At 55.5% G+C, this 23,130-nt stretch carries 24 protein-coding genes; 15 read left to right on the top strand and 9 right to left on the bottom strand.

What is annotated here, in order from left to right; genetic code table 11:
- The first annotated feature begins 92 nt into the window (after nt 1-92).
- Both AX755_RS23075 and AX755_RS23080 read left to right on the top strand, forming a co-directional pair.
- Nucleotides 93-1,688 carry an ABC transporter substrate-binding protein gene (locus AX755_RS23075; RefSeq protein WP_062857536.1) on the top strand — a complete coding sequence of 532 codons (1,596 nt, stop codon included), beginning with the start codon at nt 93-95 and terminating at the stop codon, nt 1,686-1,688.
- A 134-nt stretch (nt 1,689-1,822) separates the two neighbouring features.
- A complete protein-coding gene (locus AX755_RS23080; protein WP_057071872.1) occupies nt 1,823-2,497 on the top strand; it encodes a DUF3313 domain-containing protein in 675 nt (224 codons plus the stop codon).
- Nucleotides 2,498-2,529: 32 nt separating this feature from the next.
- Here the strand turns inward: AX755_RS23080 and AX755_RS23085 are convergent, their stop codons facing one another.
- The gene (locus AX755_RS23085; protein ID WP_062857537.1) at nt 2,530-3,426 is read right to left on the bottom strand and encodes a DMT family transporter; all 897 of its coding nucleotides are present in this window, start codon (nt 3,424-3,426) and stop codon (nt 2,530-2,532) included.
- A gap of 175 nt (nt 3,427-3,601) precedes the next feature.
- Between AX755_RS23085 and AX755_RS23090 the strand changes: the two genes are divergently transcribed.
- Entirely contained in the window at nt 3,602-4,474 is an 873-nt protein-coding gene (locus tag AX755_RS23090; protein WP_013096645.1) for a helix-turn-helix domain-containing protein, read from the top strand.
- Here the strand turns inward: AX755_RS23090 and AX755_RS23095 are convergent.
- On the bottom strand, nt 4,454-5,815 hold the full coding sequence (locus AX755_RS23095) for a benzoate/H(+) symporter BenE family transporter (protein ID WP_323184315.1): 1,362 nt from the start codon (nt 5,813-5,815) through the stop codon (nt 4,454-4,456). The two genes, AX755_RS23090 and AX755_RS23095, sit on opposite strands and share 21 nt — an antisense overlap.
- Here AX755_RS23095 and AX755_RS23100 point away from each other — a divergent pair.
- Both AX755_RS23100 and AX755_RS23105 read left to right on the top strand, forming a co-directional pair.
- The gene (locus AX755_RS23100) at nt 5,712-6,239 is read left to right on the top strand and encodes a helix-turn-helix domain-containing protein (protein ID WP_038419400.1); all 528 of its coding nucleotides are present in this window, start codon (nt 5,712-5,714) and stop codon (nt 6,237-6,239) included. The genes AX755_RS23095 and AX755_RS23100 overlap by 104 nt on opposite strands.
- Before the next feature lie 80 nt (nt 6,240-6,319).
- On the top strand, nt 6,320-8,284 hold the full coding sequence (locus AX755_RS23105) for a peptidase U32 family protein (RefSeq protein WP_045294018.1): 1,965 nt from the start codon (nt 6,320-6,322) through the stop codon (nt 8,282-8,284).
- Here AX755_RS23105 and AX755_RS23110 read toward each other — a convergent pair whose 3' ends face one another.
- On the bottom strand, nt 8,285-8,515 hold the full coding sequence (locus AX755_RS23110) for a DUF2554 family protein (protein ID WP_047351781.1): 231 nt from the start codon (nt 8,513-8,515) through the stop codon (nt 8,285-8,287).
- A gap of 250 nt (nt 8,516-8,765) precedes the next feature.
- On the opposite strand from AX755_RS23110, the gene AX755_RS23115 reads away from it, so the two are divergent.
- Nucleotides 8,766-9,128 (top strand): hypothetical protein, encoded by a 363-nt coding sequence (locus AX755_RS23115; protein WP_013096640.1) that lies wholly within the window; start codon nt 8,766-8,768, stop codon nt 9,126-9,128.
- Between the two features lie 157 nt (nt 9,129-9,285).
- Here AX755_RS23115 and ftrA read toward each other — a convergent pair whose 3' ends face one another.
- A complete protein-coding gene (ftrA, locus tag AX755_RS23120) occupies nt 9,286-10,287 on the bottom strand; it encodes a transcriptional regulator FtrA (protein WP_062857556.1) in 1,002 nt (333 codons plus the stop codon).
- A gap of 73 nt (nt 10,288-10,360) precedes the next feature.
- On the opposite strand from ftrA, the gene AX755_RS23125 reads away from it, so the two are divergent.
- From AX755_RS23125 to zinT, 8 genes are all read left to right on the top strand, one after another.
- Nucleotides 10,361-10,774, top strand: a complete 414-nt coding sequence (locus AX755_RS23125; protein WP_062857539.1) for a rhodanese-like domain-containing protein — start codon at nt 10,361-10,363, stop codon at nt 10,772-10,774.
- 156 nt (nt 10,775-10,930) lie between these two features.
- Complete coding sequence (locus tag AX755_RS23130; RefSeq protein WP_013096637.1) at nt 10,931-12,034, top strand: cobalamin-independent methionine synthase II family protein; 1,104 nt, start codon at nt 10,931-10,933, stop codon at nt 12,032-12,034.
- A gap of 200 nt (nt 12,035-12,234) precedes the next feature.
- Nucleotides 12,235-13,506: an urea ABC transporter substrate-binding protein gene (gene urtA / locus AX755_RS23135; protein ID WP_013096636.1), complete on the top strand. Its 1,272-nt coding sequence runs from the start codon at nt 12,235-12,237 to the stop codon at nt 13,504-13,506.
- 24 nt (nt 13,507-13,530) lie between these two features.
- Complete coding sequence (gene urtB / locus AX755_RS23140) at nt 13,531-15,105, top strand: urea ABC transporter permease subunit UrtB (protein ID WP_013096635.1); 1,575 nt, start codon at nt 13,531-13,533, stop codon at nt 15,103-15,105.
- Nucleotides 15,105-16,178: an urea ABC transporter permease subunit UrtC gene (gene urtC / locus AX755_RS23145; RefSeq protein ID WP_058678513.1), complete on the top strand. Its 1,074-nt coding sequence runs from the start codon at nt 15,105-15,107 to the stop codon at nt 16,176-16,178. The genes urtB and urtC overlap by 1 nt, the downstream gene beginning before the upstream one ends.
- Entirely contained in the window at nt 16,178-16,975 is a 798-nt protein-coding gene (gene urtD / locus AX755_RS23150; protein WP_013096633.1) for an urea ABC transporter ATP-binding protein UrtD, read from the top strand. The genes urtC and urtD overlap by 1 nt, the downstream gene beginning before the upstream one ends.
- A 9-nt stretch (nt 16,976-16,984) precedes the next feature.
- Entirely contained in the window at nt 16,985-17,683 is a 699-nt protein-coding gene (gene urtE, locus AX755_RS23155) for an urea ABC transporter ATP-binding subunit UrtE (protein ID WP_062857540.1), read from the top strand.
- 53 nt (nt 17,684-17,736) lie between these two features.
- The gene (zinT, locus tag AX755_RS23160; protein ID WP_062857541.1) at nt 17,737-18,375 is read left to right on the top strand and encodes a metal-binding protein ZinT; all 639 of its coding nucleotides are present in this window, start codon (nt 17,737-17,739) and stop codon (nt 18,373-18,375) included.
- A 46-nt stretch (nt 18,376-18,421) separates the two neighbouring features.
- Here zinT and ydeE read toward each other — a convergent pair whose 3' ends face one another.
- On the bottom strand, nt 18,422-19,639 hold the full coding sequence (gene ydeE / locus AX755_RS23165; RefSeq protein WP_048972147.1) for an efflux MFS transporter YdeE: 1,218 nt from the start codon (nt 19,637-19,639) through the stop codon (nt 18,422-18,424).
- A 193-nt stretch (nt 19,640-19,832) separates the two neighbouring features.
- On the opposite strand from ydeE, the gene eamA reads away from it, so the two are divergent.
- Nucleotides 19,833-20,732, top strand: a complete 900-nt coding sequence (gene eamA, locus AX755_RS23170; RefSeq protein WP_062857542.1) for an O-acetylserine/cysteine exporter — start codon at nt 19,833-19,835, stop codon at nt 20,730-20,732.
- A 37-nt stretch (nt 20,733-20,769) separates the two neighbouring features.
- Here the strand turns inward: eamA and marB are convergent, their stop codons facing one another.
- From marB to AX755_RS23190, 4 genes are all read right to left on the bottom strand, one after another.
- Complete coding sequence (gene marB, locus AX755_RS23175) at nt 20,770-20,988, bottom strand: multiple antibiotic resistance protein MarB (RefSeq protein WP_013096628.1); 219 nt, start codon at nt 20,986-20,988, stop codon at nt 20,770-20,772.
- 32 nt (nt 20,989-21,020) lie between these two features.
- Entirely contained in the window at nt 21,021-21,401 is a 381-nt protein-coding gene (gene marA, locus AX755_RS23180; RefSeq protein WP_008502237.1) for an MDR efflux pump AcrAB transcriptional activator MarA, read from the bottom strand.
- Between the two features lie 20 nt (nt 21,402-21,421).
- Entirely contained in the window at nt 21,422-21,856 is a 435-nt protein-coding gene (gene marR / locus AX755_RS23185) for a multiple antibiotic resistance transcriptional regulator MarR (protein ID WP_013096627.1), read from the bottom strand.
- Between the two features lie 160 nt (nt 21,857-22,016).
- The coding region (locus AX755_RS23190; RefSeq protein ID WP_231883374.1) for a sulfatase-like hydrolase/transferase at nt 22,017-23,130 on the bottom strand (1,114 nt) is incomplete at its 5' end.

The following is a 23,130-nucleotide window of genomic DNA, read 5'->3' on the forward strand; positions in this document are numbered from 1 at the left end:
TATTTTTCGGGTGTTTGCTCCCTCACTTTAATGTTATTTATGAAATGGCAAAAGAATTAATTAGCCGTCGAATTAAAAGACAGGAATAAATGATGAAAAGCAAACTCACAACATTAACCCTGGCACTCGCCGCGCTCACGGTCAGTTCCACCGTAGCCGCGAAAACGCTGGTGTATTGCTCCGAAGGGTCTCCGGAAAATTTTAATCCTCAGTTATATACCTCGGGTACCAGCGTGGACGCCAGCGCGGTGCCGGTCTATAACCGGCTGGTCGATTTCAAACCTGGCACCACAAAGCTGGTGCCGAGCCTCGCGGAGCGCTGGGAGGTGAGCGAAGACGGCAAGGTCTATACCTTCCATCTGCGCAAAGGGGTGAAATTCCAGAGCAATAAGTCCTTTACGCCAACGCGCGACTTTAATGCCGATGATGTGATTTTCTCGTTTATGCGCCAGAAGGATGCGAATCACCCTTACCATAACGTCTCTAACGGCAGCTATTCCAACTTTGAAAGTCTGGAGTTTGGCAGTTTAATCACCGCGATTGATAAAGTGGATGAGCATACCGTGCGCTTTACCCTGGCGCACCCGGAAGCGCCATTTGTCGCCGATCTGGCGTGGTATTTTGCCTCCATTCTTTCGGCGGAATATGCCGACGCGATGCTCAAGGCGGGCACGCCGGAGAAGGTGGACATGGAGCCCATCGGCACCGGCCCCTTTAAGCTGGCGCAATATCAGAAAGACTCCCGCATCCTGTTCACCGCCTTCCCGGACTACTGGCAGGGGAAATCGAAGCTGGATCGGCTGGTGTTTACCATTACGCCGGATGCGTCGGTCCGTTTTGCCAAAATCGAGAAAAACGAATGTCAGGTGATGCCGTTCCCGAACCCGGCCGATCTGCCGCGGATGAAGGCGAACAAGGATATCAATCTCATGAGCAAGGCAGGGCTGAATACCGGCTTCCTGGCGTTCAATACCCAGAAGCCTCCGCTGGATAATGTGAAAGTGCGCCAGGCGCTGGCGATGGCCATCAACAAACCGGCCATTATTGACGCCGTGTTCCACGGCACTGGCACGGCGGCGAAGAACCTGCTGCCGCCGGGCGTATGGGGGGCCGACAGCGAGCTGAAGGATTACGAATACGATCCCGAAAAAGCCAAAGCGCTGTTAAAAGAGGCCGGTTTTGCCAACGGCATCAGCATCGATTTATGGGCGATGCCGGTGCAGCGCCCCTATAACCCGAATGCGAAACGCATGGCGGAGATGATTCAGGCGGACTGGGCGAAGGTGGGTGTGCAGACCAAAATCGTCACCTACGAATGGGGCGAGTACCTGAAGCGGGTGAAGGGCGGCGAGCATCAGGCCGCGTTGATGGGCTGGACCACGGCGACCGGCGATCCGGACAACTTCTTTGGTCCGCTCTTTACCTGCACCTCGGCGAACGGCGGTTCAAACTCGGCCAAATGGTGCTACAAGCCGTTTGATGACATTATCGCCGAGGCAAAATCGATAACCGATCATGACAAACGCGTGGCGCTGTATAAGCAGGCTCAGCAGATGATGCACGATCAGATGCCCGCGGTGATGATCGCCCATTCCACGATTTTTGAACCGGTTCGTAAGGAAGTCACGGGGTACGAAATCGACCCGTTTGGCAAACATATCTTCTGGCAGGTTGATATCAAACCATGATTTTTCACTGCCCGTCGCATGGCGGGCAGACTTTTCGCAAATTGTGCTCCCGGCATCATTTTTTGTCACAACAAACCCGCCTGACTTTTGCTATAACTTCAAATGCATACTTGCAGATAACATGGAAAACCATCATGCGTACTCACACTTTTTTTAAAGTTGCAGTGCTTTCTGGTCTGTTGGCGCTGGCGGGGTGTTCATCCAAGGTCGCCGCGCCTGAACAATACTCCGGCTTTTTGAAAGATTACTCAGGCTTGCAGCAAACGACATCCGCAACGGGTAAACCAACCCTGCGTTGGGTCGATCCTTCTTATAACGAAGCAAATTACGACAGTATCATCTGGACGCCGATTACCTATTATCCGGCACCTAAACCGACCACTCAGATTGGTCAACGTACGCTTGATGAGCTGTTAAATTACACCAATAACAAAATGAAAACCGCGATTGGCCAACGCAAGCCAATTGTGACGACGCCGGGCAAACACAGCCTGATTTTCCGCGGGGCGATCACCGGGGTGAGCTCGCAGAAAGAAGGTCTGCAGTTCTATGAAGTGGTGCCTGTTGCGCTGGTGGTGGCAGGTACGCAGATGGCAACCGGCCATCGCACCATGGATACCCATCTCTTTTTCGAGGGTGAGTTAATTGATGCGGCGACGAACAAACCGGTAATCAAGGTTGTTCGTAAAGGTGAAGGCAAAGAGTTGAGTAACGAAAGTACGCCAATGACCTTCGCGACGCTGAAGCAGGTTGTTGATGACATGGCGACGGATGCCACCATGTTTGATGTGCATAAAACAGCGAAATAATCATGTACGGCCTGCAAACGCAGGCCGTTTTTTTATGCCGTACGCAGGCGTCTGAACCAGGTTTCCGGTCTGGTAAACATCACCATATTCCCGCCCAGAATCAGCAGTAACCCGATAATGCCGTTAATGTGCCAGACGTAGCCTTCATACACGGTGGAGATGGACAGCGCCACCAGCGGGAAGAGCAGGGTACTGTAGGCCGCTTTGCCCGGACCAATGCGTCCGACCAGGGTGAAGTAGGCACCAAAGGCAATCACCGAACCAAACAGGGCCAGATAGACCAGCGCCCCCATGTAGCTCATGGTCCATAGCGGCGCGAAGCTGTCGCCTCTGAACAGCGCGATGCAGCCCATTACCAGCGTGCCGTAGAGCATCGCCCACGCATTGGTGGTCATCGTCTCTAGCCCTCTGCGCTGATGCCGCATGCTGATCATGTTGCCCAGCGAGAAGCCGTAGGTCCCGAGTGCGGAAAGGCCAATGCCCGTCAGCAGCGATACGCTCCAGCCGCTGGCCAGCAGATCGTCCCAGAAGAGGGTGATGATCCCCACCAGACCCAGGGCGGCGGCTGTCCAGAAACGCGCGGGTGGACGCTGTCCGAAAAAAATAAAACTGTTGATGGCGTTATAGAGCACCGCCATGGAAAATATCACCGACTCCAGGCCAGTGTTAATATGCGCCGCTGCCGTGTAAAAGCACCAGAAGTTGAAGCAAAACACGCAGCATCCTTGCAGCACGCAGAACAGATGATCCCGCAGCGCCAGTTTACGCAGGCGACCAAGCGCCAGGAGCACCACCATCATCGTGGCGCTGGCCAGCGCAAAACGCCAGAAAATGGACACCGGGGCCGCCACAGGACCCTGCTGCAGGAAAATTGCAATCCAGGTGGTTCCCCAGATAACCACCACCAGTCCGTATAACAATGCGTTCATGTTGTCTCTCTTCTCAAACCACGGAAACCCACAGTATGGCGACGAGGGCGTTGACAGGCTTTCACCGTCCTGCGGCGGACTTGCAAAATCTTGCGCTTTTTTCTGTTCCGGGGTCTGGCAACGTGAAGCAACAATTCTTAGACTGACATTCTGATTCACAGACGCGCTAACGGTTATGTCACACGCTTACGATACCTTTGAAACGCTCCGCCAACAGAACGCCGTGCTGCGGGAAACCGTTGCGCTCAATTCCGGTATCCAGCTGGCGGCGTGGTACAACAAGCGCGACACGATCACCGTAAAAAGCAATCATCACACCCTGAGCCTGTACGTGGCGGATGGTTATGAGAGCTATCAAAAAACGCCGGGCGGCTGGAAAAACGGCGGCGGGCCGGATCGTTTTTGTCTGATGCCGAAAGAGAGTGAATCGACGTGGGATATTCGCGATGACCTGTCGTTTGTCCACCTCTACTGCACCGATGACCATTTGCGCGATGTGGGTGAAAAAATCTGGGACAAACGCCCGCTGTCGTTGACGCTGGATGAAAAAATCTTTGGCAGCGATGCAAAAATCACTGCGCTCTATCGTCAGTTTTTGCTCGGCTGTGACTGGCAGCAAAAAGCCAACCAGCTGACGCTCAGCACGGCCTCGACGCTGCTGCTGACCCATCTGCTGCAGAACTATTCGAATGTGCAGTGGAAACTGCCGGTGGTCACCGGCGGGCTATCGCCGTTTGTACTGCGCAACGTGCTGGCCTTTATCGAAGAGAACCTTGCTCAACCGCTCACGCTGGCTGAACTGGCGGCGCAGGCCGCGCTCAGTGAGTACCATTTTGCCCGCATGTTCCGCCAGTCGACGGGGCTGGCACCGCACCAGTACGTGATGCAGCGCCGCATGGAGAAAGCCAAAACGCTGGTGCAGCATACGGCGACGCCGCTGACGGATATTGCACTCGCCTGTGGATTTAACTCCGCCAGCCACTTCAGCAACCGCTTTCGCAGCGTGATGGGGATGACGCCTTCACAGCTACGCGCGGCGAAGGCGTGATAAAACGGCGAAGCACACGCCTCCCAGCACCAGCCCCCAGAATGCAGAGCCAATCCCGAGCAGCGTCACGCCGCTGGCGGTCATCAGAAACGTGACAATCGCCGCGTCACGCTCCGTTTCGTTATGCAATGCCTGATACAAACTCCCGCTGATGGTGCCCAGCAGCGCCAGGCCTGCCAGCGTCTGGATCCAGCTCGGCGGCAGGGCCGCCATCAGCCCGGTAAGGGATCCCCCGAATACGCCCGCCAGCAGGTAAAAGCCGCCTGCCGCCATCGCTGCCAGCCAGCGTTTACTGCCATCCGGATGCGCATCCGGGCTCTGGCAAATGGCTGCGGTAATGGCTGCAATGCAGATGGAGTAGACGCCGAAGGGCGAAAGCAGCAGCGCCAGCCCGCCGGTTGCAATCATCAGCGGAGATACCGCCAGCGGATAACCCGACGCTTTCATCGTGGCCACACCGGGCGCATTTTGCGACGCCATGGTCACGAGGAAAAAGGGCAAGCCGATACTGACCAGGCTGGTGAGGCTAAACGCCGGTGCAATAAACTGTGGCATGACGAGGGAAAGGGTGAGTCGATTTGTGACAACGTCACCGCCCGCCCAGGCCACCACGCTCCCTGTTATCAGAGTCGCCACAATGGCGTAGCGTGGCGCCAGCGCTTTGGCGACCAGCCATGCCGCAATCATGCTGCCGCACAGCAGAAAATGGCCGTCGAGGTGACTGAACGTCTGCAGGCCAAAGCGCAGCAATACGCCTGCCAGCATCGCGGCGGCAAGCGAATGGGGAATGAGTTTCATCAGGCGTGCGAAGAGGCCGGTCAGGCCGCACAGTAAGATCAGCCCATTGGCGAAAATGAAAATGCCGATGGTTTCTGCAAGCGTTATCCCGTGCAGACTGGTAGCCAGCAGCGCCGCGCCGGGGGTTGACCAGGCGGTGAGCACCGGGGCTTTATACCACCATGACAGGGCGAGCGTACTGATCCCCATGCCGAACCCCAGTGCGGTCATCCAGCCGGCGATCTGTTGTGCGCTGGCACCTGCCGCGGCAGCAGCCTGCCAGATGATGGCGGCCGAGCTGGCATAACCGACCAGAACGGCAACAAATCCGGCAAGAATGGCGGGAAAAAGAGGGGCTGACTGGCGCATAATATCTCCGTTGTGCGTTATAACGTCCGCAATAAGGTAGCACTGTGCGTTATAGCGTACAAGTGGTATGCTTACCCCCTCGGGAGGAAACATGGAAATCACACAACATCTTGCTACAACACTCAAGACGCAGCGCCAGGCGCGCGGCTGGAGCCTGTCAAAGCTGGCAGAAGAGACGGGGGTGTCAAAAGCCATGCTGGGACAGATCGAGCGTAATGAATCCAGCCCAACGGTGTCGACGCTGTGGAAAATTGCCACGGGGCTAAACGTCCCGTTCTCGGCGTTTATCACGCCGGAGGCAGATCGGCAGGCGGTGTTCGACCCGCAGCAGCAGGCGATGGTGGTGAAACCGCTGTTCCCGTGGGATGAGACGCTGAAGTTCGATCATTTCTCCATCACCCTGGCGCCCGGCGCACTGAGTGAATCCACGCCGCACGAGGCGGGGGTGATTGAACACGTGGTGGTGATAAGCGGTGAACTGGAGATGAAAATTGACGGCGAATGGCGAACCCTTTACCCCGATCAGGGCGTGCGTTTTGCCGGGGATAAACCGCATGCCTACCGCAACAGCAGCAGCCGACCGGTGCATTTTCACTCCCTGATTCATTATCCCCGCTAAAGGCTCGCAAAACTGTTTCGCTGATGCATACTTCTGACTACGATAGCCGCCATTTTGACCATAACGGATAACGACGAAGTATGCGCCTGCAATCCCATCATCTTGAACTATTAAGCCCGGCCCGCGATGCCGCCATCGCCCGTGAAGCGATCCTTCATGGGGCTGATGCCGTCTACATTGGCGGTCCTGGCTTCGGTGCCCGCCATAACGCCAGCAACAGCCTGAGCGATATTGCCGAGCTGGTACCGTTCGCCCACCGTTTTGGGGCGAAAGTGTTCGTGACCCTGAACACCATTCTGCATGATGATGAACTGGAGCCTGCGCAACGTCTGATCACCGATCTCTACCAGACCGGCGTGGATGCCCTGATTGTTCAGGACATGGGCGTGCTGGAGCTGGATATTCCGCCAATTGAACTGCACGCCAGTACCCAGTGCGATATTCGCACCGTGGAGAAGGCGAAGTTTCTCTCCGATGCGGGCTTTTCCCAGATCGTGCTGGCGCGCGAGCTGAACCTGAATCAAATCCGCGATATTCACCAGGCGACGGATGCCACCATTGAGTTCTTTATCCACGGTGCGCTGTGCGTGGCGTATTCCGGGCAGTGCAATATCTCCCACGCGCAGACTGGCCGCAGCGCCAACCGCGGTGACTGCTCTCAGGCCTGCCGTCTGCCGTATACCCTGAAAGACGATCAGGGCCGCGTGGTCGCGTTCGAAAAACACCTGCTGTCCATGAAGGACAACGATCAAACCGCCAACCTGGGCGCGCTGATTGATGCCGGTGTACGTTCCTTCAAGATTGAAGGTCGCTACAAAGACATGAGCTACGTGAAGAACATTACCGCCCATTATCGTCAGATGCTGGACGCCATTATTGAAGATCGCGGTGACCTGGCGCGCGCGTCTGCCGGTCGCACCGAGCATTTCTTTATTCCGTCGACGGATAAAACCTTCCACCGCGGCAGCACGGACTACTTCGTCAATGCCCGTAAAGGCGATATTGGCGCGTTTGATTCACCGAAGTTTATCGGTTTACCGGTGGGTGAGGTGCTGAAGGTCGCCAAAGATTATCTCGACGTGTCGGTGACCGAACCGCTGGCGAACGGGGATGGTCTGAACGTGATGATCAAACGTGAAGTCGTGGGCTTCCGTGCTAATACGGTGGAAAAGACCGGTGAAAACCGCTATCGCGTCTGGCCAAACGAGATGCCTGCCGATCTCTATAAAGCACGTCCTAACGCCGCGCTGAACCGTAACCTTGACCACAACTGGCAGCAGGCGCTGCTGAAAACCTCCAGCGAGCGTCGCATTGCGGTGGATATCGAGTTAGGTGGCTGGGAAGAGCAGCTGATCCTGACCATGACCTGTGAAGACGGCATCAGCGTCACGCATACTCTCGACGGTCTGTTTGAGGTGGCGAACAATGCAGAAAAAGCCCTCAATAGCCTGAAGGATGGCGTGGCGAAGCTGGGACAGACCATTTACTATGCGCGCAACATTGCGGTAAATCTGCCGGATGCGCTGTTCGTGCCAAATAGTCTGCTGAACCAGTTCCGCCGGGAAACGGCAGAGATGCTGGATGAGGCGCGACTGGCGAATTATCCGCGCGGCAGCCGCAAGGCGGAAACCGTGCCAGCGCCCGTTTACCCCGAGTCGCATTTATCGTTCCTGGCGAACGTGTATAACCATAAAGCGCGCGAGTTTTATCATCGCCACGGCGTGCAGTTAATTGATGCTGCCTATGAGGCGCACGAAGAGAAGGGTGATGTGCCGGTGATGATCACCAAACATTGTCTGCGTTTTGCCTTTAATCTTTGCCCGAAACAGGCGAAAGGCAATATTAAGAGCTGGAAAGCTACGCCAATGCAGCTGGTGAATGGCGACGAGGTGCTGACCCTCAAATTTGATTGTCGTCCGTGTGAAATGCACGTTATTGGCAAAATGAAAAACCATATTTTCAAAATGCCGCCACCGGGCAGTATTGTTGCCTCCGTGAGCCCCGACGAACTGATGAAAACCCTGCCGAAACGTAAGGGTAATTAATTAACGAAAGTGAGTACCCGGTTTGCGCGATTTTTGCCACAGGTGATGTTCGCGCAAACCCTCTGCTGATTCCTCCGCTGCGCTGCGTAATTCATCACTGTCTGCCTCGTGCCGAAGTTGATGATCAACATTCTTAACCCACAAATATTCATGGCCTTTGTGTCCTGCCATCAGTTGGCCGGAAAACAGGGCGCAGAACAGCATCATAAGCGTTAACCCCTTTTTGAACATGGACTTCCCCTTCAATAAAAATGCCACGCTAGCATGAACGTAGTTTCGTAGGGTTATTATTGGCATTTTCAAATTAGCGCAAAGAATATGTCATGTTGCGCGAACAGGATATATTTTGCGCGTAGTGAGATTTTTCCTAAAAAAGAATTATCTTTGTCATACCCTAAAATTTGGTATCAAAATATGGCAGAGGTTTAAGGATTAATCTTATATAATAAGATTTCTCTGACAAAGGAATGGATCTGATTCAATGAAAAAAGTCATGTCAATAGCGCTTCTGGTGGTTGCCGTTGGGGCTGTTGTAGGTATGAACGTTAACTGGAGTGGCGAACCGGATTATATTCAGTCAGCGGAAGCTCGGGTCGGTTCTTATTTAACCAGCGACTACGGACGCGTGGCGTGTAATAGCAAGCAAATTGATGACGAGCGTTGGGAATTAGGGTGTACCAATCCGTCGAAAAGTAAAACATTCCAGTTTGCTGTTTTCTCAGCAGATAAAGCACCGTATGGCGTCTCGCGTCCATTCTATCTGGAAGCGATTAACGAGGATGCAAAACAGAGCGCGGAACAGGGCCTGATGCGCTACCTGCAAATTAATACCAAAGCGGGTTAATGGCTCTGTTTAGCTTTCGTTGAGTTCAGGCATGTTAGGTTGTTATTGATCCGCTGCCCGGCATGGAGTGTCGGGACGTAGACATGAAAATACAAATCTATCCATGCAAGCATTTACCGCCAGATTATGGCGGTTTTTTTTGCCTGCGAACCGGCCATCAGCGTGGCGGGCGGGCAAACTGTTTACGGTACTGGGCAGGGGAAAGCGCGAACTGCTGGCGGAAATGGTGACGCAGGGTCGCTGCCTGACCAAATCCGGTTTGTTCAGCAATGCTGTCGATGCTGAGACGGCTGCTCTCAAGATAATCTTTCGCCCGTAACAGTCGTTCATTAAGCAGCCAGCGCGCAGGCGTGGTGCCTGTGGCAGCCTGAAAGCGGCGCAGAAAGGTGCGCTGGCTCATGCCGACGCGACGCGCCAGCGAATCCACGCTGTGAGAAACGCTCAGGTGATTGTGCAGGAAGTCGAACAACTGTCCCAGACGCTGGCTCTCCCGCAGTTGTGCCACCGGGCGACTCAACTGCTGCGGCTGGGAGCCATCCCGGTGGGGAGGGATCACCAGACGGCGCGCGACGCTGTTGGCGGTTTCCATACCGTAATCCCGTCGCACCACGTGCAAACAGAGATCGATGCCTGCCGCGCTTCCTGCAGAGGTCAGAATATCGCCTTCATCCTGATACAACACATCCTCGACCACGCCGATCGCCGGATAACGGGCTTTCAGCGCCTCAATATAGCGCCAGTGGGTGGTGGCTTTACGCCCGTTCAGCAGACCCGACGCGGCCAGAACAAACACCCCGGAACAGATAGAAAGCAGCTGGCAACCGCGCGCATTGGCCCGGCGTAAGGCCTCACAGAGCGCCGCGGGAACAGGCGCATCCATCCCTCGCCAGCCCGGCACAACGATCAGGTCTGCCGATTCCAGCAGATCAAGCCCCCCGTCGGTCAGGATGCGGATCCCACCGGTTGCCCGAAGCTCACCGTCATCAATGCCCGCCACCGCACAACGATACCATTCATAGCCCAGCTCGGGACGTGGCAAACCGAAGATTTCCACCGCCACGCCAAATTCAAAGGTACACAAACCGTCATAGGCCAGTACCACCACCAGCGGGCGGGAAACCTGTCTTAAGTTTGTCATCTTTTTGCTGTTTTCTGGCATAAGCGGACGCATTCACGTGATCAATTTCTGGATAGAGTAGTGTTAACACAAACGCCAAAGATGAGGAAGGATCATGAGTTATGTTACTGAATTTCCGGCTGCCGAGCCGCAGGAAGCCGTTACCCATTTTCTGCGTCGCCTGAGCGTCGAAACAGACTGTGCCGATGTGCACCATGCGCTGACGAATAACGAGCAGGACTTTGTGTTGCTGCATGTTGTCGGGAAACCTGAGCAGTTTGCCCGTCGTCATGTGCCTGGCGCGATACATATGCCCTGGAGCCAGATCACCGAGGCGCGCATGGCGCAGTGGCCGGCCGATACGCTGTTTGTGGTGTACTGCGCCGGGCCGCACTGTAACGGCGCGGACAGAGCCGCACTGAAGCTGGCGCGTCTCGGACTGCTGGTGAAAATCATGATTGGCGGCATCACTGGCTGGGAGGACGAACAGTACGCGTTTGCCAGTAGCGAAACCGCTGCCGCGTTGTGAACATGAATAAATTTCAACTATCGTGAAATTTTCTCGTTTGCCGGGATACAGCAGGTATGTCATCTTTTTTGGACATTTAGACATCCAGAAGTCTAAAGATTCAAGAGATGAATTATCACTGCTGGCAATTATCGCCGGCAGACAGAGGAGATTTCCATGCAGCGACAGCACGCCCCATACCGCGCCGATGTAGTCGGCAGTTTTTTACGCCCGGATGCCATCAAACAGGCTCGCCAGCAGTTTGCCCGCGGTGAGATTGATGCCGGGCAGCTTCGCGCGGTGGAAGATGACGCGATCCGCCAGGTGGTCGAACAGCAGTGCGCCTGCGGCCTGCACGTGGTCACCGACGGTGAGTTCCGTCGCGCCTGGTGGCACTTCGATTTCTTCGATGGTCTGCAGGGGGTTGAGCGTTACGATTCACAGCAGGGCATTCAGTTCAACGGCGTGCAGACCAAAGCGCACGGCGTGCGCGTCACCGGCAAGCTGGGTTTTGGCGATCATCCGATGCTGGAAGACTTCCGCTACCTGAAAAGCATCAGCGGCAACGCGCAGCCGAAAATGACCATTCCCAGCCCGAGCGTGCTGCACTTCCGTGGCGGTCGCAAAGACATTGATGCGACGGTCTATCCGGATCTGAATGACTATTTTGACGATCTGGCCACCACCTGGCGCGACGCCATCCGGGCATTTTATGATGCAGGCTGTCGCTATCTGCAACTGGATGATACCGTCTGGGCCTACCTCTGTTCGGATGACCAGCGTCGTCAGATCCGCGAGCGCGGGGAAGATGCCGATGAGCTGGCGCGTACCTATGCCCGCGTGCTGAACAAGGCGCTGGAAGGAAAACCAGACGATTTGACCATCGGTCTGCATGTCTGTCGCGGTAACTTCCGCTCCACCTGGATTTCCGAAGGCGGCTATGAGCCGGTGGCCCAGGTGCTGTTCGGCACGGTGAACGTCGATGCCTTCTTCCTGGAGTACGACAATGACCGTAGCGGTGATTTCGCACCGCTGCGCTTTGTCCGCCCGGGCAAGCAGCAGGTGGTACTTGGGCTGATCACCACCAAAAATGGCGAGCTGGAAAACCCTGAAGGGGTGAAGGCGCGCCTGGAGGAGGCGGCCAGATACGTGGCAAAAGAGCAGATCTGCCTCAGCCCGCAGTGCGGTTTTGCCTCCACCGAAGAGGGCAACACCCTGAGTGAAGCCCAGCAGTGGGACAAAGTGCGTCTGGTCACGCAGATCGCCAGCGAAGTCTGGTAATCCCGTCGTCACAGCGCTGCATTATAAAAGTGCAGCACTGTACCATTCTGAGTCGTTCTCTTTACATCCCGCGTTACACATCCTGCAATAGCACGTTATTCATCCTGGCATCCTTTTTGCTCCTGTTTCGCTGAGACATTTTTCCGCGTCCATGCCGTAACGGACGTCTTCGCACAGCGTTCTTTTTCAGGAGTGAAAATATGCACCGTCGTACATTATTAAAAGCCTTCGCGTTGTCTGCGTCAGTCGTTGCTATGGGGATGAGTTTTGGCGCACAGGCGGCCGATACCATCAAAGTGGGGATTATGCATTCGCTCTCCGGCACGATGGCGATCTCAGAAACGCCCCTGAAAGATGTCGCCCTGATGACGATTGACGAGATCAACGCCAAAGGCGGGGTGCTGGGTAAAAAACTGGAGCCAGTGGTGGTTGACCCGGCCTCTAACTGGCCGCTGTTTGCCGAAAAAGCGCGTCAGCTGCTGAGCCAGGATAAAGTGGCCGTGGTGTTTGGATGCTGGACCTCGGTGTCACGTAAATCCGTACTGCCGGTATTTGAGGAACTGAACGGTCTGCTGTTCTATCCGGTGCAATACGAAGGCGAAGAGATGTCGCCGAACGTCTTCTATACCGGTGCGGCGCCAAACCAGCAGGCCATTCCGGCGGTGGAGTACCTGATGAGCGAAGACGGCGGTAGCGCTAAACGCTTCTTCCTGTTGGGCACGGATTACGTCTACCCGCGAACCACCAACAAGATCCTGCGCGCCTTCCTGCACTCCAAAGGCGTGGAAGACAAAGATATCGAAGAGGTCTACACCCCGTTCGGACATAGTGACTACCAGACCATCGTCGCCAACATCAAGAAATTCTCCGCAGGCGGTAAAACCGCGGTGGTCTCCACCATCAACGGCGATTCTAACGTCCCGTTCTACAAAGAACTGGCTAACCAGGGACTGAAAGCAACCGATGTCCCGGTGGTGGCGTTCTCCGTTGGCGAAGAGGAGCTGCGCGGGATTGACACCAAACCGCTGGTCGGCAACCTGGCCGCGTGGAACTACTTCGAGTCCGTCGATAACCCGACCAACCAGGCCTTCGTGGCGGACTATAAAGCCTATGCCAAAGCCCATAAGCTGCCTAACGCCGATACCGTAGTCACCAACGACCCGATGGAAGCCACCTATGTTGGGATCCACATGTGGGCGCAGGCGGTAGAGAAAGCAGGCACCACCGACGTGGATAAAGTGCGCGCGGCCATGGCCGGACAGTCCTTTAAGGCACCCTCCGGCTTTACGCTCACCATGGATGCCACCAACCATCACCTGCATAAGCCGGTCATGATCGGTGAAATCGAAGGTAACGGTCAGTTTAACGTGGTCTGGCAGACGGAAGAGCCGGTACGCGCCCAGCCGTGGAGCCCGTTCATCGCCGGGAATGATAAAAAGCCCGATCAGCCGATGAAGACCGCCAGCAACTAAGCCATTACCGCAGGGAGAAAAGTCATGAACGCCATGCGCATGATGATCGCTATTGTATGGCTTACCGGACTGCTGCCAGGGATGGCGCAGGCATCGGATGCCGATCAATTTGTTGCCGCCAGCCGCAGCCAGCAGGCGGATATGCTGACCCGCTGGGCTCTCGCGCCGGATGCCGCAAGACTGCCGTTACTGCAGGCGCTGCAAAACGAAAATCTGTTTGCCGACAGCCAGAAACATGCCTTTGCGCGACGCAATGGCGAGATGGTGGCGCTGGGAGATTCCCCTGCTGCAGAAGGGCAAACCAAAGCCGTACGCCTGACCAACCGTCTGCGGGTGCTGGCCGCCACGGCCAACGCTACGCATCAGCTTATCAGTGACAACGTCACGCAGCGGCGTGCCGCCGCGCGCCAGTTACAGCGGGATGCGCAGCCGGAAATGATCGGCCTCCTGCAAACGCGGGTAAGCAGTGAAACGGACGATGTGGCGCGCCAGTCGCTGCTGCTGGCGCTGGCTAATCTCCAGCTCGCCAGCCCACAGGCTGACGTGCGTCTTCAGGCTATTGAACGGCTCGGGCAATCTGACGACCCGGACGTGCCATCCCGACTCATGCCATATACCCAGACGCAAACCGAACCGGATGCCCGCGTACGTGCCGCCGCCGGGGAGAGCCTGAGCCAAATTCAGCACCGTCTGATGTGGGGCGATCTCCTCGGGCAGGCGTTTATGGGGCTGTCGCTGGGCTCGGTCCTGCTGCTGGCGGCGCTGGGACTGGCAATTACCTATGGGCTGCTGGGTGTCATCAACATGGCGCACGGCGAGATGCTGATGCTGGGGGCGTACGCCACGTGGATGGTTCAGCAGATCATGGCCAGCGTCACGCCTCAGTGGCTGGCGCTGTATCCGGTCGTCGCGCTGCCTGTCGCCTTCTGCCTGACCGCAGGCATCGGGATGATCCTTGAACGCACCGTGATCCGCCATCTCTACGGTCGTCCGCTGGAGACATTACTCGCCACCTGGGGTATCAGCCTGATGCTGATTCAGCTGGTACGCATGACGTTTGGCGCACAAAACCTGGAGGTGGCAAACCCGGCCTGGCTGTCAGGCGGGGTGCAGGTGTTTGCCAACCTGACGCTACCGTGGAACCGCATTGTGGTATTGGGCTTTGTGCTGATGGTGCTGTTCTTCACCTGGCTGGTCCTGAATAAAACCCGTCTCGGCCTGAACGTGCGTGCGGTAACGCAAAACCGCAGCATGGCGGCCTGTTGCGGGGTGCCGACCGGACGTGTCGATATGCTGGCGTTTGGTCTGGGCTCCGGCATCGCCGGTTTAGGCGGCGTGGCGCTCTCCCAGCTGGGCAACGTCGGGCCGGAACTGGGCCAGGGTTACATTATCGACTCCTTCCTGGTGGTGGTTCTTGGCGGCGTCGGACAATTGGCAGGGAGCGTGGCGGCAGCGTTTGGCCTTGGGATCTTCAACAAAATTCTTGAGCCGCAGATGGGGGCCGTGCTGGGCAAAATCGTCATTCTGGTGGCCATCATTCTGTTTATTCAGAAACGTCCGCAGGGATTGTTTGCGCTGAAAGGGAGGGTCACTGACTGATGAGCCAGCCACTTACCTTAAAACTGGCGCGAAAAGCGCCACGCACAACGCAGATTGCAGGCAGCCTGCTGGTGGCATGTTTGCTGATATTGCCGTTCTTTGCGATGTTGCCCGCCACCCATCCGCTGGCGCTGTCGACCTGGATGCTGACGCTGCTCGGCAAAATCCTGTGCTACGCCATCGTTGCGGTGGCGCTCGATCTGGTATGGGGATATGCCGGTATGCTCTCGCTGGGCCACGGGATCTTCTTCGCCCTGGGCGGATACGCCATGGGGATGTACCTGATGCGCGAGGCCGCGGGTGATGGGCTGCCCGCATTTATGTCGTTTCTCTCCTGGAGCGAACTGCCGTGGTTCTGGTGGGGAACCCAGCACTTTGCCTGGGCGCTGGTACTGATTGTGATGGTGCCGGGGCTGCTGGCGCTGGTGTTTGGCTGGTTTGCCTTTCGCTCAAAAATCAAAGGGGTTTATTTCTCGATCATGACGCAGGCCCTGACGTACGCGGGAATGTTGCTGTTCTTTCGCAACGAAACCGGGTTTGGTGGCAATAACGGTTTTACCGGTTTTACCACGTTGCTGGGGTTCTCCATCACCGCGACCACGACCCGTATTGCGCTGTTTCTGGCGACCGTCATGTTGCTGCTCCTCACGCTTGGCATCGGCATTGCCCTCGCCAGAAGCAAGTTTGGCCGTATTCTCACCGCCGTGCGCGACGCTGAAAACCGCCTGACGTTTTGCGGCTACGATCCGAAGGGATTTAAGCTGCTGGTATGGACGCTTTCCGCCATGCTGTGTGGCCTGGCGGGAGCGCTCTATGTGCCGCAGGTCGGGATTATTAACCCCGGTGAAATGTCGCCGACCAACTCCATTGAGGCCGCCATCTGGGTGGCGCTGGGCGGCCGCGGCACGCTGGTTGGCCCGGTCATTGGCGCGGCGCTGGTGAACGGCGCGAAGAGTTTCTTCACCGTCGCAATGCCGGAATACTGGCAGCTGTTTCTCGGGCTGATTTTTATTGCGGTTACGTTGTTTTTACCGCGCGGCGTCTACGGCCTGTTTCGTAAGGGAGAGAAATAATGCAGCCAGCCGAAGGATTATTCACTCGACAGTTGCCCGGGGATCGCTATCGCGAGCAGACGGATCCGGTGCTGCAGCTGGATAAGATCAACGTCAACTTCGATGGGTTTCAGGCGCTGACGGATCTCACGCTGAACATCGGCGTGGGGGAGTTGCGCTGCGTGATTGGGCCAAACGGCGCGGGAAAAACCACGCTGATGGACGTGATCACCGGCAAAACGCGGCCAAAAAGCGGTAAAGCCGTTTACGACCAGTCGGTAGATCTGACCCAGCTTGAGCCAGCCGCCATTGCGCGCCAGGGGATTGGCCGCAAGTTTCAGAAACCGACGGTATTTGAGGCGCTGACGGTATGGGAAAACCTTGAGATCGCCATGAAAACCGACAAGTCCGTCTGGGCAAGCCTGCGGGCCAAACTCAACGGCGAACAGCGCGATCGCATTGATGAGATGCTGGTCCTGCTGCGGCTCGCCGGTGAACGCGACCGCCGCGCCGGACTGCTTTCGCACGGACAAAAACAGTTCCTCGAGATCGGAATGCTGCTGGTCCAGGATCCGCATCTGCTGTTGCTGGACGAACCCGCCGCCGGGATGACGGACGCGGAGACCGAGTACACCGCCGAGCTTTTCCGGACCCTGGCAGGCAAGCACTCGTTGATGGTGGTTGAACATGACATGGGGTTTGTTGAAACCATTGCCGATCGCGTGACCGTACTGCATCAGGGACAGGTGCTGGCAGAAGGCTCGCTGCGCGAGGTACAGGCCAACGAGCAGGTAATTGAAGTCTATCTGGGACGCTAAGGAGCCTTGATGTTACAGGTTAACGAACTGAATCAATACTACGGTGGAAGCCATATACTGCGCGGCGTGAGCTTTGAGGCCATCACCGGCGAAGTGACCTGCCTGCTGGGGCGCAATGGCGTGGGTAAAACCACGCTGCTGAAGTGTCTGATGGGGCTGATCCCGGCGAAAACGGGTGAGGTTATCTGGCAGGGGAAAAAGATCACCCACAGCAAGCCGCACCAGCGGGTGCAGTCTGGCGTGGCGTATGTGCCGCAGGGACGTGAGATTTTCCCGCGCTTAACCGTGGAAGAGAATCTGCTCATGGGGCTCTCGCGCTTCTCAGCCCGGGAAGCAAAACATGTCCCGGAGGAAATCTGGCAGCTTTTCCCGGTATTAAAAGAGATGAAGCATCGACGCGGAGGCGATCTCTCTGGCGGACAACAGCAGCAGCTGGCGATAGGTCGCGCCCTGGCGAGCCGTCCGCAGCTGCTGATCCTCGATGAACCTACCGAAGGCATTCAGCCCTCGGTAATCAAAGAGATTGGCCACGTGATCCGCCAGCTTGCAGACCGGGGGGACATGGCGATCCTGCTTGTGGAGCAGTTTTATGACTTTGCGGCAGCGCTGGCAGACAGCTATCTGCTCATGTCTCGCGGCACCATTATCCAGCGAGGACGGGGAGAAAACATGGTGCAGGAGGGCGTTCGCGGACAGGTTGCGATCTGAAATGTTATAATATAACATCTTCATTCCTATAAAAACGGAGTGAGGATACTGTTGTGGCTGCACATATTGGAAAATTTGCGATGACTCTGGGGACGCTGCTGGTCAGCGGCCAGCTGTTTGCCCACTCACACGGTCACCAGATGACCGAAGCGGAGCAAAAGGCGGCAAACGGCGTGTTTGCGGACAAAGACGTTAAGGACCGGAAACTGTCCGACTGGGACGGCACCTGGCAGTCCGTTTATCCCTTCCTGCTGGATGGCTCGCTGGATCCGGTTTTCAGAAAGAAGGCGCAGAAGGACAATAAAACGTTCGACGAGATCAAAGCCTATTACCGCACGGGGTACGCCACCGATGTGGAGGCTATCGGCATCGAAAATAACGTCATGGAGTTCCATAAAGGTAAAGAGGTCAGCCGCTGTCAGTATGATTACAGCGGCTACAAAATTCTGACCTACGCGTCAGGCAAAAAAGGTGTTCGCTATCTGTTTGAGTGTAAGGACGCGGGCAGCAAGGCACCGAAGTTTGTTCAGTTCAGCGACCACACCATTGCGCCAAAAGCCTCATCCCACTTCCACATCTTTATGGGCAATACCTCCCACGAGGCACTGCTGAAAGAGATGGATAACTGGCCGACCTATTATCCAAACGAGATGTACAAAGAGCAGGTGGTGGAGGAGATGTTGCACCACTAGGCTGTTGCTGTTGCCGGGTGGCGGCTACGCCTTACCCGGCCTGCGATCAGGGTTTTGTAGGTCGGGTAAGCGCAGCGCTACCCGACACGCAATCTTCACGCTTCACACTCATTCCACGCAGGATCATCAGCCAGGCAATGACGATAGCCGCCATCATAATCATAAACAGCGACCAGTGCGGCAAATGGGTCAGGATGATGCCGGTGATCATCGGGTTGGCCGCCGCGCCGAGCCAGCCCAGCGCCTGAGCGGAGAAGTAGCTTGCTTTCATACCCGGCGGGGCGATGTTGTCGATCAGCATATATTCACCCGGCGCATAAATAATCTCACCCAGCGTAAAGATGGCGGCGGCGATGCCCCAGTAAATCAGGTTTTCTCCGGAGATCATAAAGCCACCCAACCCCACGATAAAAAACAGGGTGGCGGCCGTCATCAACGGGCGAATATTGCTGGCAGAGATTTTGCGTCCGAGTGCGTACTGCAGCGTCACCACCACGGCGGCATTGACGGGCAGAACCACGGCGACCACCTTTTCGGCGAAATCACTGTCTGCATGTGCGGCCAGAACATACTGCGAAATACAGCTCGCGAACGACCCGCCGACGTATGACGCGAGCAGGCCAGAGAGCGTATACCAGAACAGCGCGCGGTCTTTCAGCAAAACCGACGGCTGCCACGTTGTCTTCTGCTCCGCGGCATCTAACGCAATGCTTTTTTGCACAAAGAAGTGGATAAACCCCAGTGGCAGAGCGGCACAGAACGCGGCCAGCCAGAACGGCAGCTGCAGGCTGTACATCACCAGAAACGTGCCAAGAGGCGGCCCGATCGTCCAGCCGATGTTCAAAAAACTGTAGTTCAGCGAAAAAACGCGGGCTTTTTCACTGGAGGTCAGCACGTCGGAGAACCAGGCTTTCAGCACCGTCGAGAACACAGAATAGGCACAGTTGATTAACGAAAAGAACAGCACCACCAGGGTGACGTTATTGACCAGCGGGATCGCCACAAAACCGGCGATAAACGCCACAATCGCGATCAACATGTAGCGCTTTTTATCGAACTTATCGGCCAGAATGCCAAACCCCAAGCTGAATACCACGCCGATGGTCAAGGCAATGGTCAGGGCATAACCAATATTCTCGACGCTCATGTTAAACACGCGCGTGAGATAAATAGTCATAAACGGCAGCGTGGCGCCACGACCGATGGTTAATAACAATGACGATGCCAGCAGCGCTGCGGTTGAGCGCCTGAGAGATGGTTTCATATTCCTGCCCGACAAATGCTTATGCTTTTTATAGTGTGTCCTAAAAGGAGTATCACGACATAAGAGGCTTGTATAGCGCCCAATTTATCCGTAAGTGCTTCAACTGCCTGCCAGAATTAATGATCTTCTCGCGACGCACTTTTTTCTGTTACCTTGAAGTGTTAACAAATTATTAATAAATCAGGGGCAGGGTATGACGCGTAAAGACGGATTGCTGGCACTGCTGGTGGTCATCGTATGGGGACTTAATTTTGTGGTCATCAAAGTGGGGTTGCATAACATGCCCCCGCTGATGTTGGCCGGTTTGCGCTTTATGCTGGTCGCCTTCCCGGCACTGTTTTTTGTTGCCCGCCCGAAAATCCCGCTAACGCTCCTGCTGGGTTATGGCCTGACCATCAGCTTTGGCCAGTTTGCATTTCTGTTCTGCGCCATTAAGTTCGGTATGCCTGCCGGTCTTGCTTCGCTGGTGCTGCAGGCGCAGGCGTTCTTCACCATCATTCTTGGTGCGTTTGTTTTTGGCGAGCGTTTACAGGGCAAACAGCTGGCGGGGATCACTCTGGCCGTGTTTGGCGTGCTGGTGCTGATTGAGGCCAGCCTGAACGGCCAGCACGTGGCGTTGCTGGGCTTTATGCTGACGCTGGCAGCGGGGCTGAGCTGGGCCTGCGGCAATATTTTCAACAAGCTGATCATGCAGCATGAAACACGCCCGCAGGTCATGTCGCTGGTGGTCTGGAGCGCGCTGATCCCGATTGTGCCGTTTATGGTGGCCTCGCTGATTTTTGATGGCCCGGCGGTGATGCTGACGAGTCTGGTTGAAATCGATCTCACCACTATTCTTTCACTGGTCTACCTGGCGTTTGTCGCCACCATTATCGGGTACGGGATCTGGGGTTCTCTGCTGGGGCGCTATGAAACCTGGCGCGTGGCGCCGTTATCGCTGCTGGTGCCGGTTGTCGGGCTGGCGAGCGCTGCGATTTTGCTGGACGAAAAGCTGAGTGCATTACAGCTGCTCGGCGCGGTGCTGATCATGGCCGGGCTGTATATCAACGTGTTTGGCTTACGCGTGCGTCGGGCGACGCGAGTGCGAAATTAGGGCAGAAAAAAGCCCCGCATCGGCGGGGCAAAACGAATCAGAAGCCGTGCTGATTATAATAAGGCACGCCTAATTCGTCGGATTTGTCGCTACCAGACCCCATGTGGTTGAAATCATAAGGGGACTGGCTATGTGCTGACGGCAAAATCATCGTGTCATGATTATTTTGCTGCGTTGCACGAGGGGGTTGCTCCGCGAAGGTCTGGCTGGAAAAGAGCACCAGCAAGGCGAGGGCGGCGGAGGCGGTAACGTTCATGATTTCCTCGGTTACGTCTTTACAGGCGATGATTAACTACAATGTTTTAGCGGATAAAGGTATCGGGATTCACCCGGCACGCTGGTGATACGATACTTATGAGGCGGCACGTCGAAGTAGTTCTTAAACGTACGCGTCAGGGTCTGTTGCGATTCAAACCCGTATCGCTCCGCCAGATAAAGGATCGGTTCATTGCTTTCTTTCAGTTTTTGGGCAATTTCCGTCAGCTTGCGGCTGCGAATATATTGACCTAATGAATGACCGGTCTCTTTTTTAAACATCCGTTGCAGGTGCCATTTGGAGTAACCTGAACGCTCAGACACTTTTTCAAGGGAGAGCGGCGATTCCAGGTTATCTTCGATCCAGTCCAAAATGCTATGAATAGTGATAGCGTCAGTATTGCGTCTGGACATCGTCATACCTCTTTTTCTGTTTACGGCAGTATTTTCTTAAGCAAAAGCTCAAGCGTTGCCACTTCCTCTGCCGTTAAGTTTTTTGTTAGTTCCTGATGCAGTGTTTGTCCTACTAATTGATGACATTGTTCACACATATCCGCACCGTCGCTGGTGAGTGTCACCAGGACGCCGCGCTTGTCATTCGGGTTAGGGCTTCGTTCTATCCATCCTTTACAGACGAGACGATCCAGCATGCGGGTCAGCGCGCCCAGATCGACAGAGAGCACCTTTTTTAACTCAACCGGGGTGATACACACCTGGCAGCGAATGGAGCACAGCACTTTAAACTGCGTTGCGGTGATATCCAGCGGCGACAGATAGTCATTCAGCAGGCGGTCTTTTTTCTGATTAACCAGATGAATAAGACGACCCAGCGGAACAACGTCGTTGAAGATATCACTGGTGCTTTTCACAATGGTTGCCCTGGCAAGTAGTTTAATCACGGCAGATATTATTGCTCAGGCAAGTATAAGTCAACTGAATGGATCTGCGGATGCCACGAATTGCTAAAACGTTTCATTCATGTTGCGGAGGAGTTGACTGACACCCCTGGATGCCAGTCAACGAGGGAGGTTATACGTCTGCAGGATAGGGTAGACCAAGCCGCTCAAACTGCTCAGCAGGCGCGTCGTTTTCAATAAGCAGACGAATGAGCAAGGCTATCATTCGCGCTTCCGTCGTGGGATCGTCCAGGGGTGACTCTTGCTGCGGGTCGGTCTGTAGATCGAACAACAAATTTCCGCTTTGGTTAACACCTTTGTATTTTTCTTTTGCCGGGATCCGCAGCGTTTGCAATCCCTTCGTGAAGCTGAAGGGGGCGGCAAGAGAAAGGTGCTTGAGTTCTTCTATATTGTAACGGGTGTTCATCTTAGCTGGCATCAGGGTGTAGTTGGCAATTCGATCTTCAAGGCCAGGCACGGCCGCTCGCATATACACATAGCGGCCATCAGTTACGTTCACATGACCGCTAAAGACGCCAAACAACGCGGCTTCTCGCACTGGTTTATCAGTATCGACTGTCTCAGCAAGAGGTAAACCCTGCATATCTTCAGGGATGGGGAGATTGAAATAATCCAGCACAGTGGGTGCCCAGTCGATCATCTGTACCAGCGCATCGCGTTCAACGGCCTGTTGCCGGATGCGTGGATCCCAGATAAACAGAGGATTGTTTGCCACTTCGTTATAATACGGCATCTGATTCTTCGCCCACCAGCCGTGTTCTCCCAGCAGGAAACCGTGATCGGTACCCACAATCAACAGTGTGTCATGCCAGAGATCGCATTTATCCATCATATCAAGCAGGCGCCCCAGGTTGCGGTCGCACATAGAAAGCAGGGCACGGTACTGGCATCTGATATGCTGAACGGCTTCTGGACTCTCCTCAACTTTACCCCGCGGCCAGTCGTAATGCGGACCAGTCCATTCATCCTGATAAAGTGCCAGGTACTCATCGGGGCTATGAAACGGTTCGTGAGGATCGAAGGTTTCGATTTGAAGTAACCAGTTATCCTGATGTTGGTTTTTCTCGATGAAATCGCAGCCCGCATCAAAGACCCGTGTTTGCGGGAAATCTGCTTCCTGCTGAATATACTCCCGATTAGCCCAGTCGTGACGCCACAGGCCTGAAACACCACCGCCGGTCTGTTTCTGAGGAACGCGCAAAACGTCAGGTATGGCGGGGGCGCCG

It is taken from the genome of Enterobacter sp. SENG-6 (genome assembly GCF_001605945.1).
GTDB classification, from domain to species: Bacteria; Pseudomonadota; Gammaproteobacteria; order Enterobacterales; family Enterobacteriaceae; genus Enterobacter; species Enterobacter cloacae.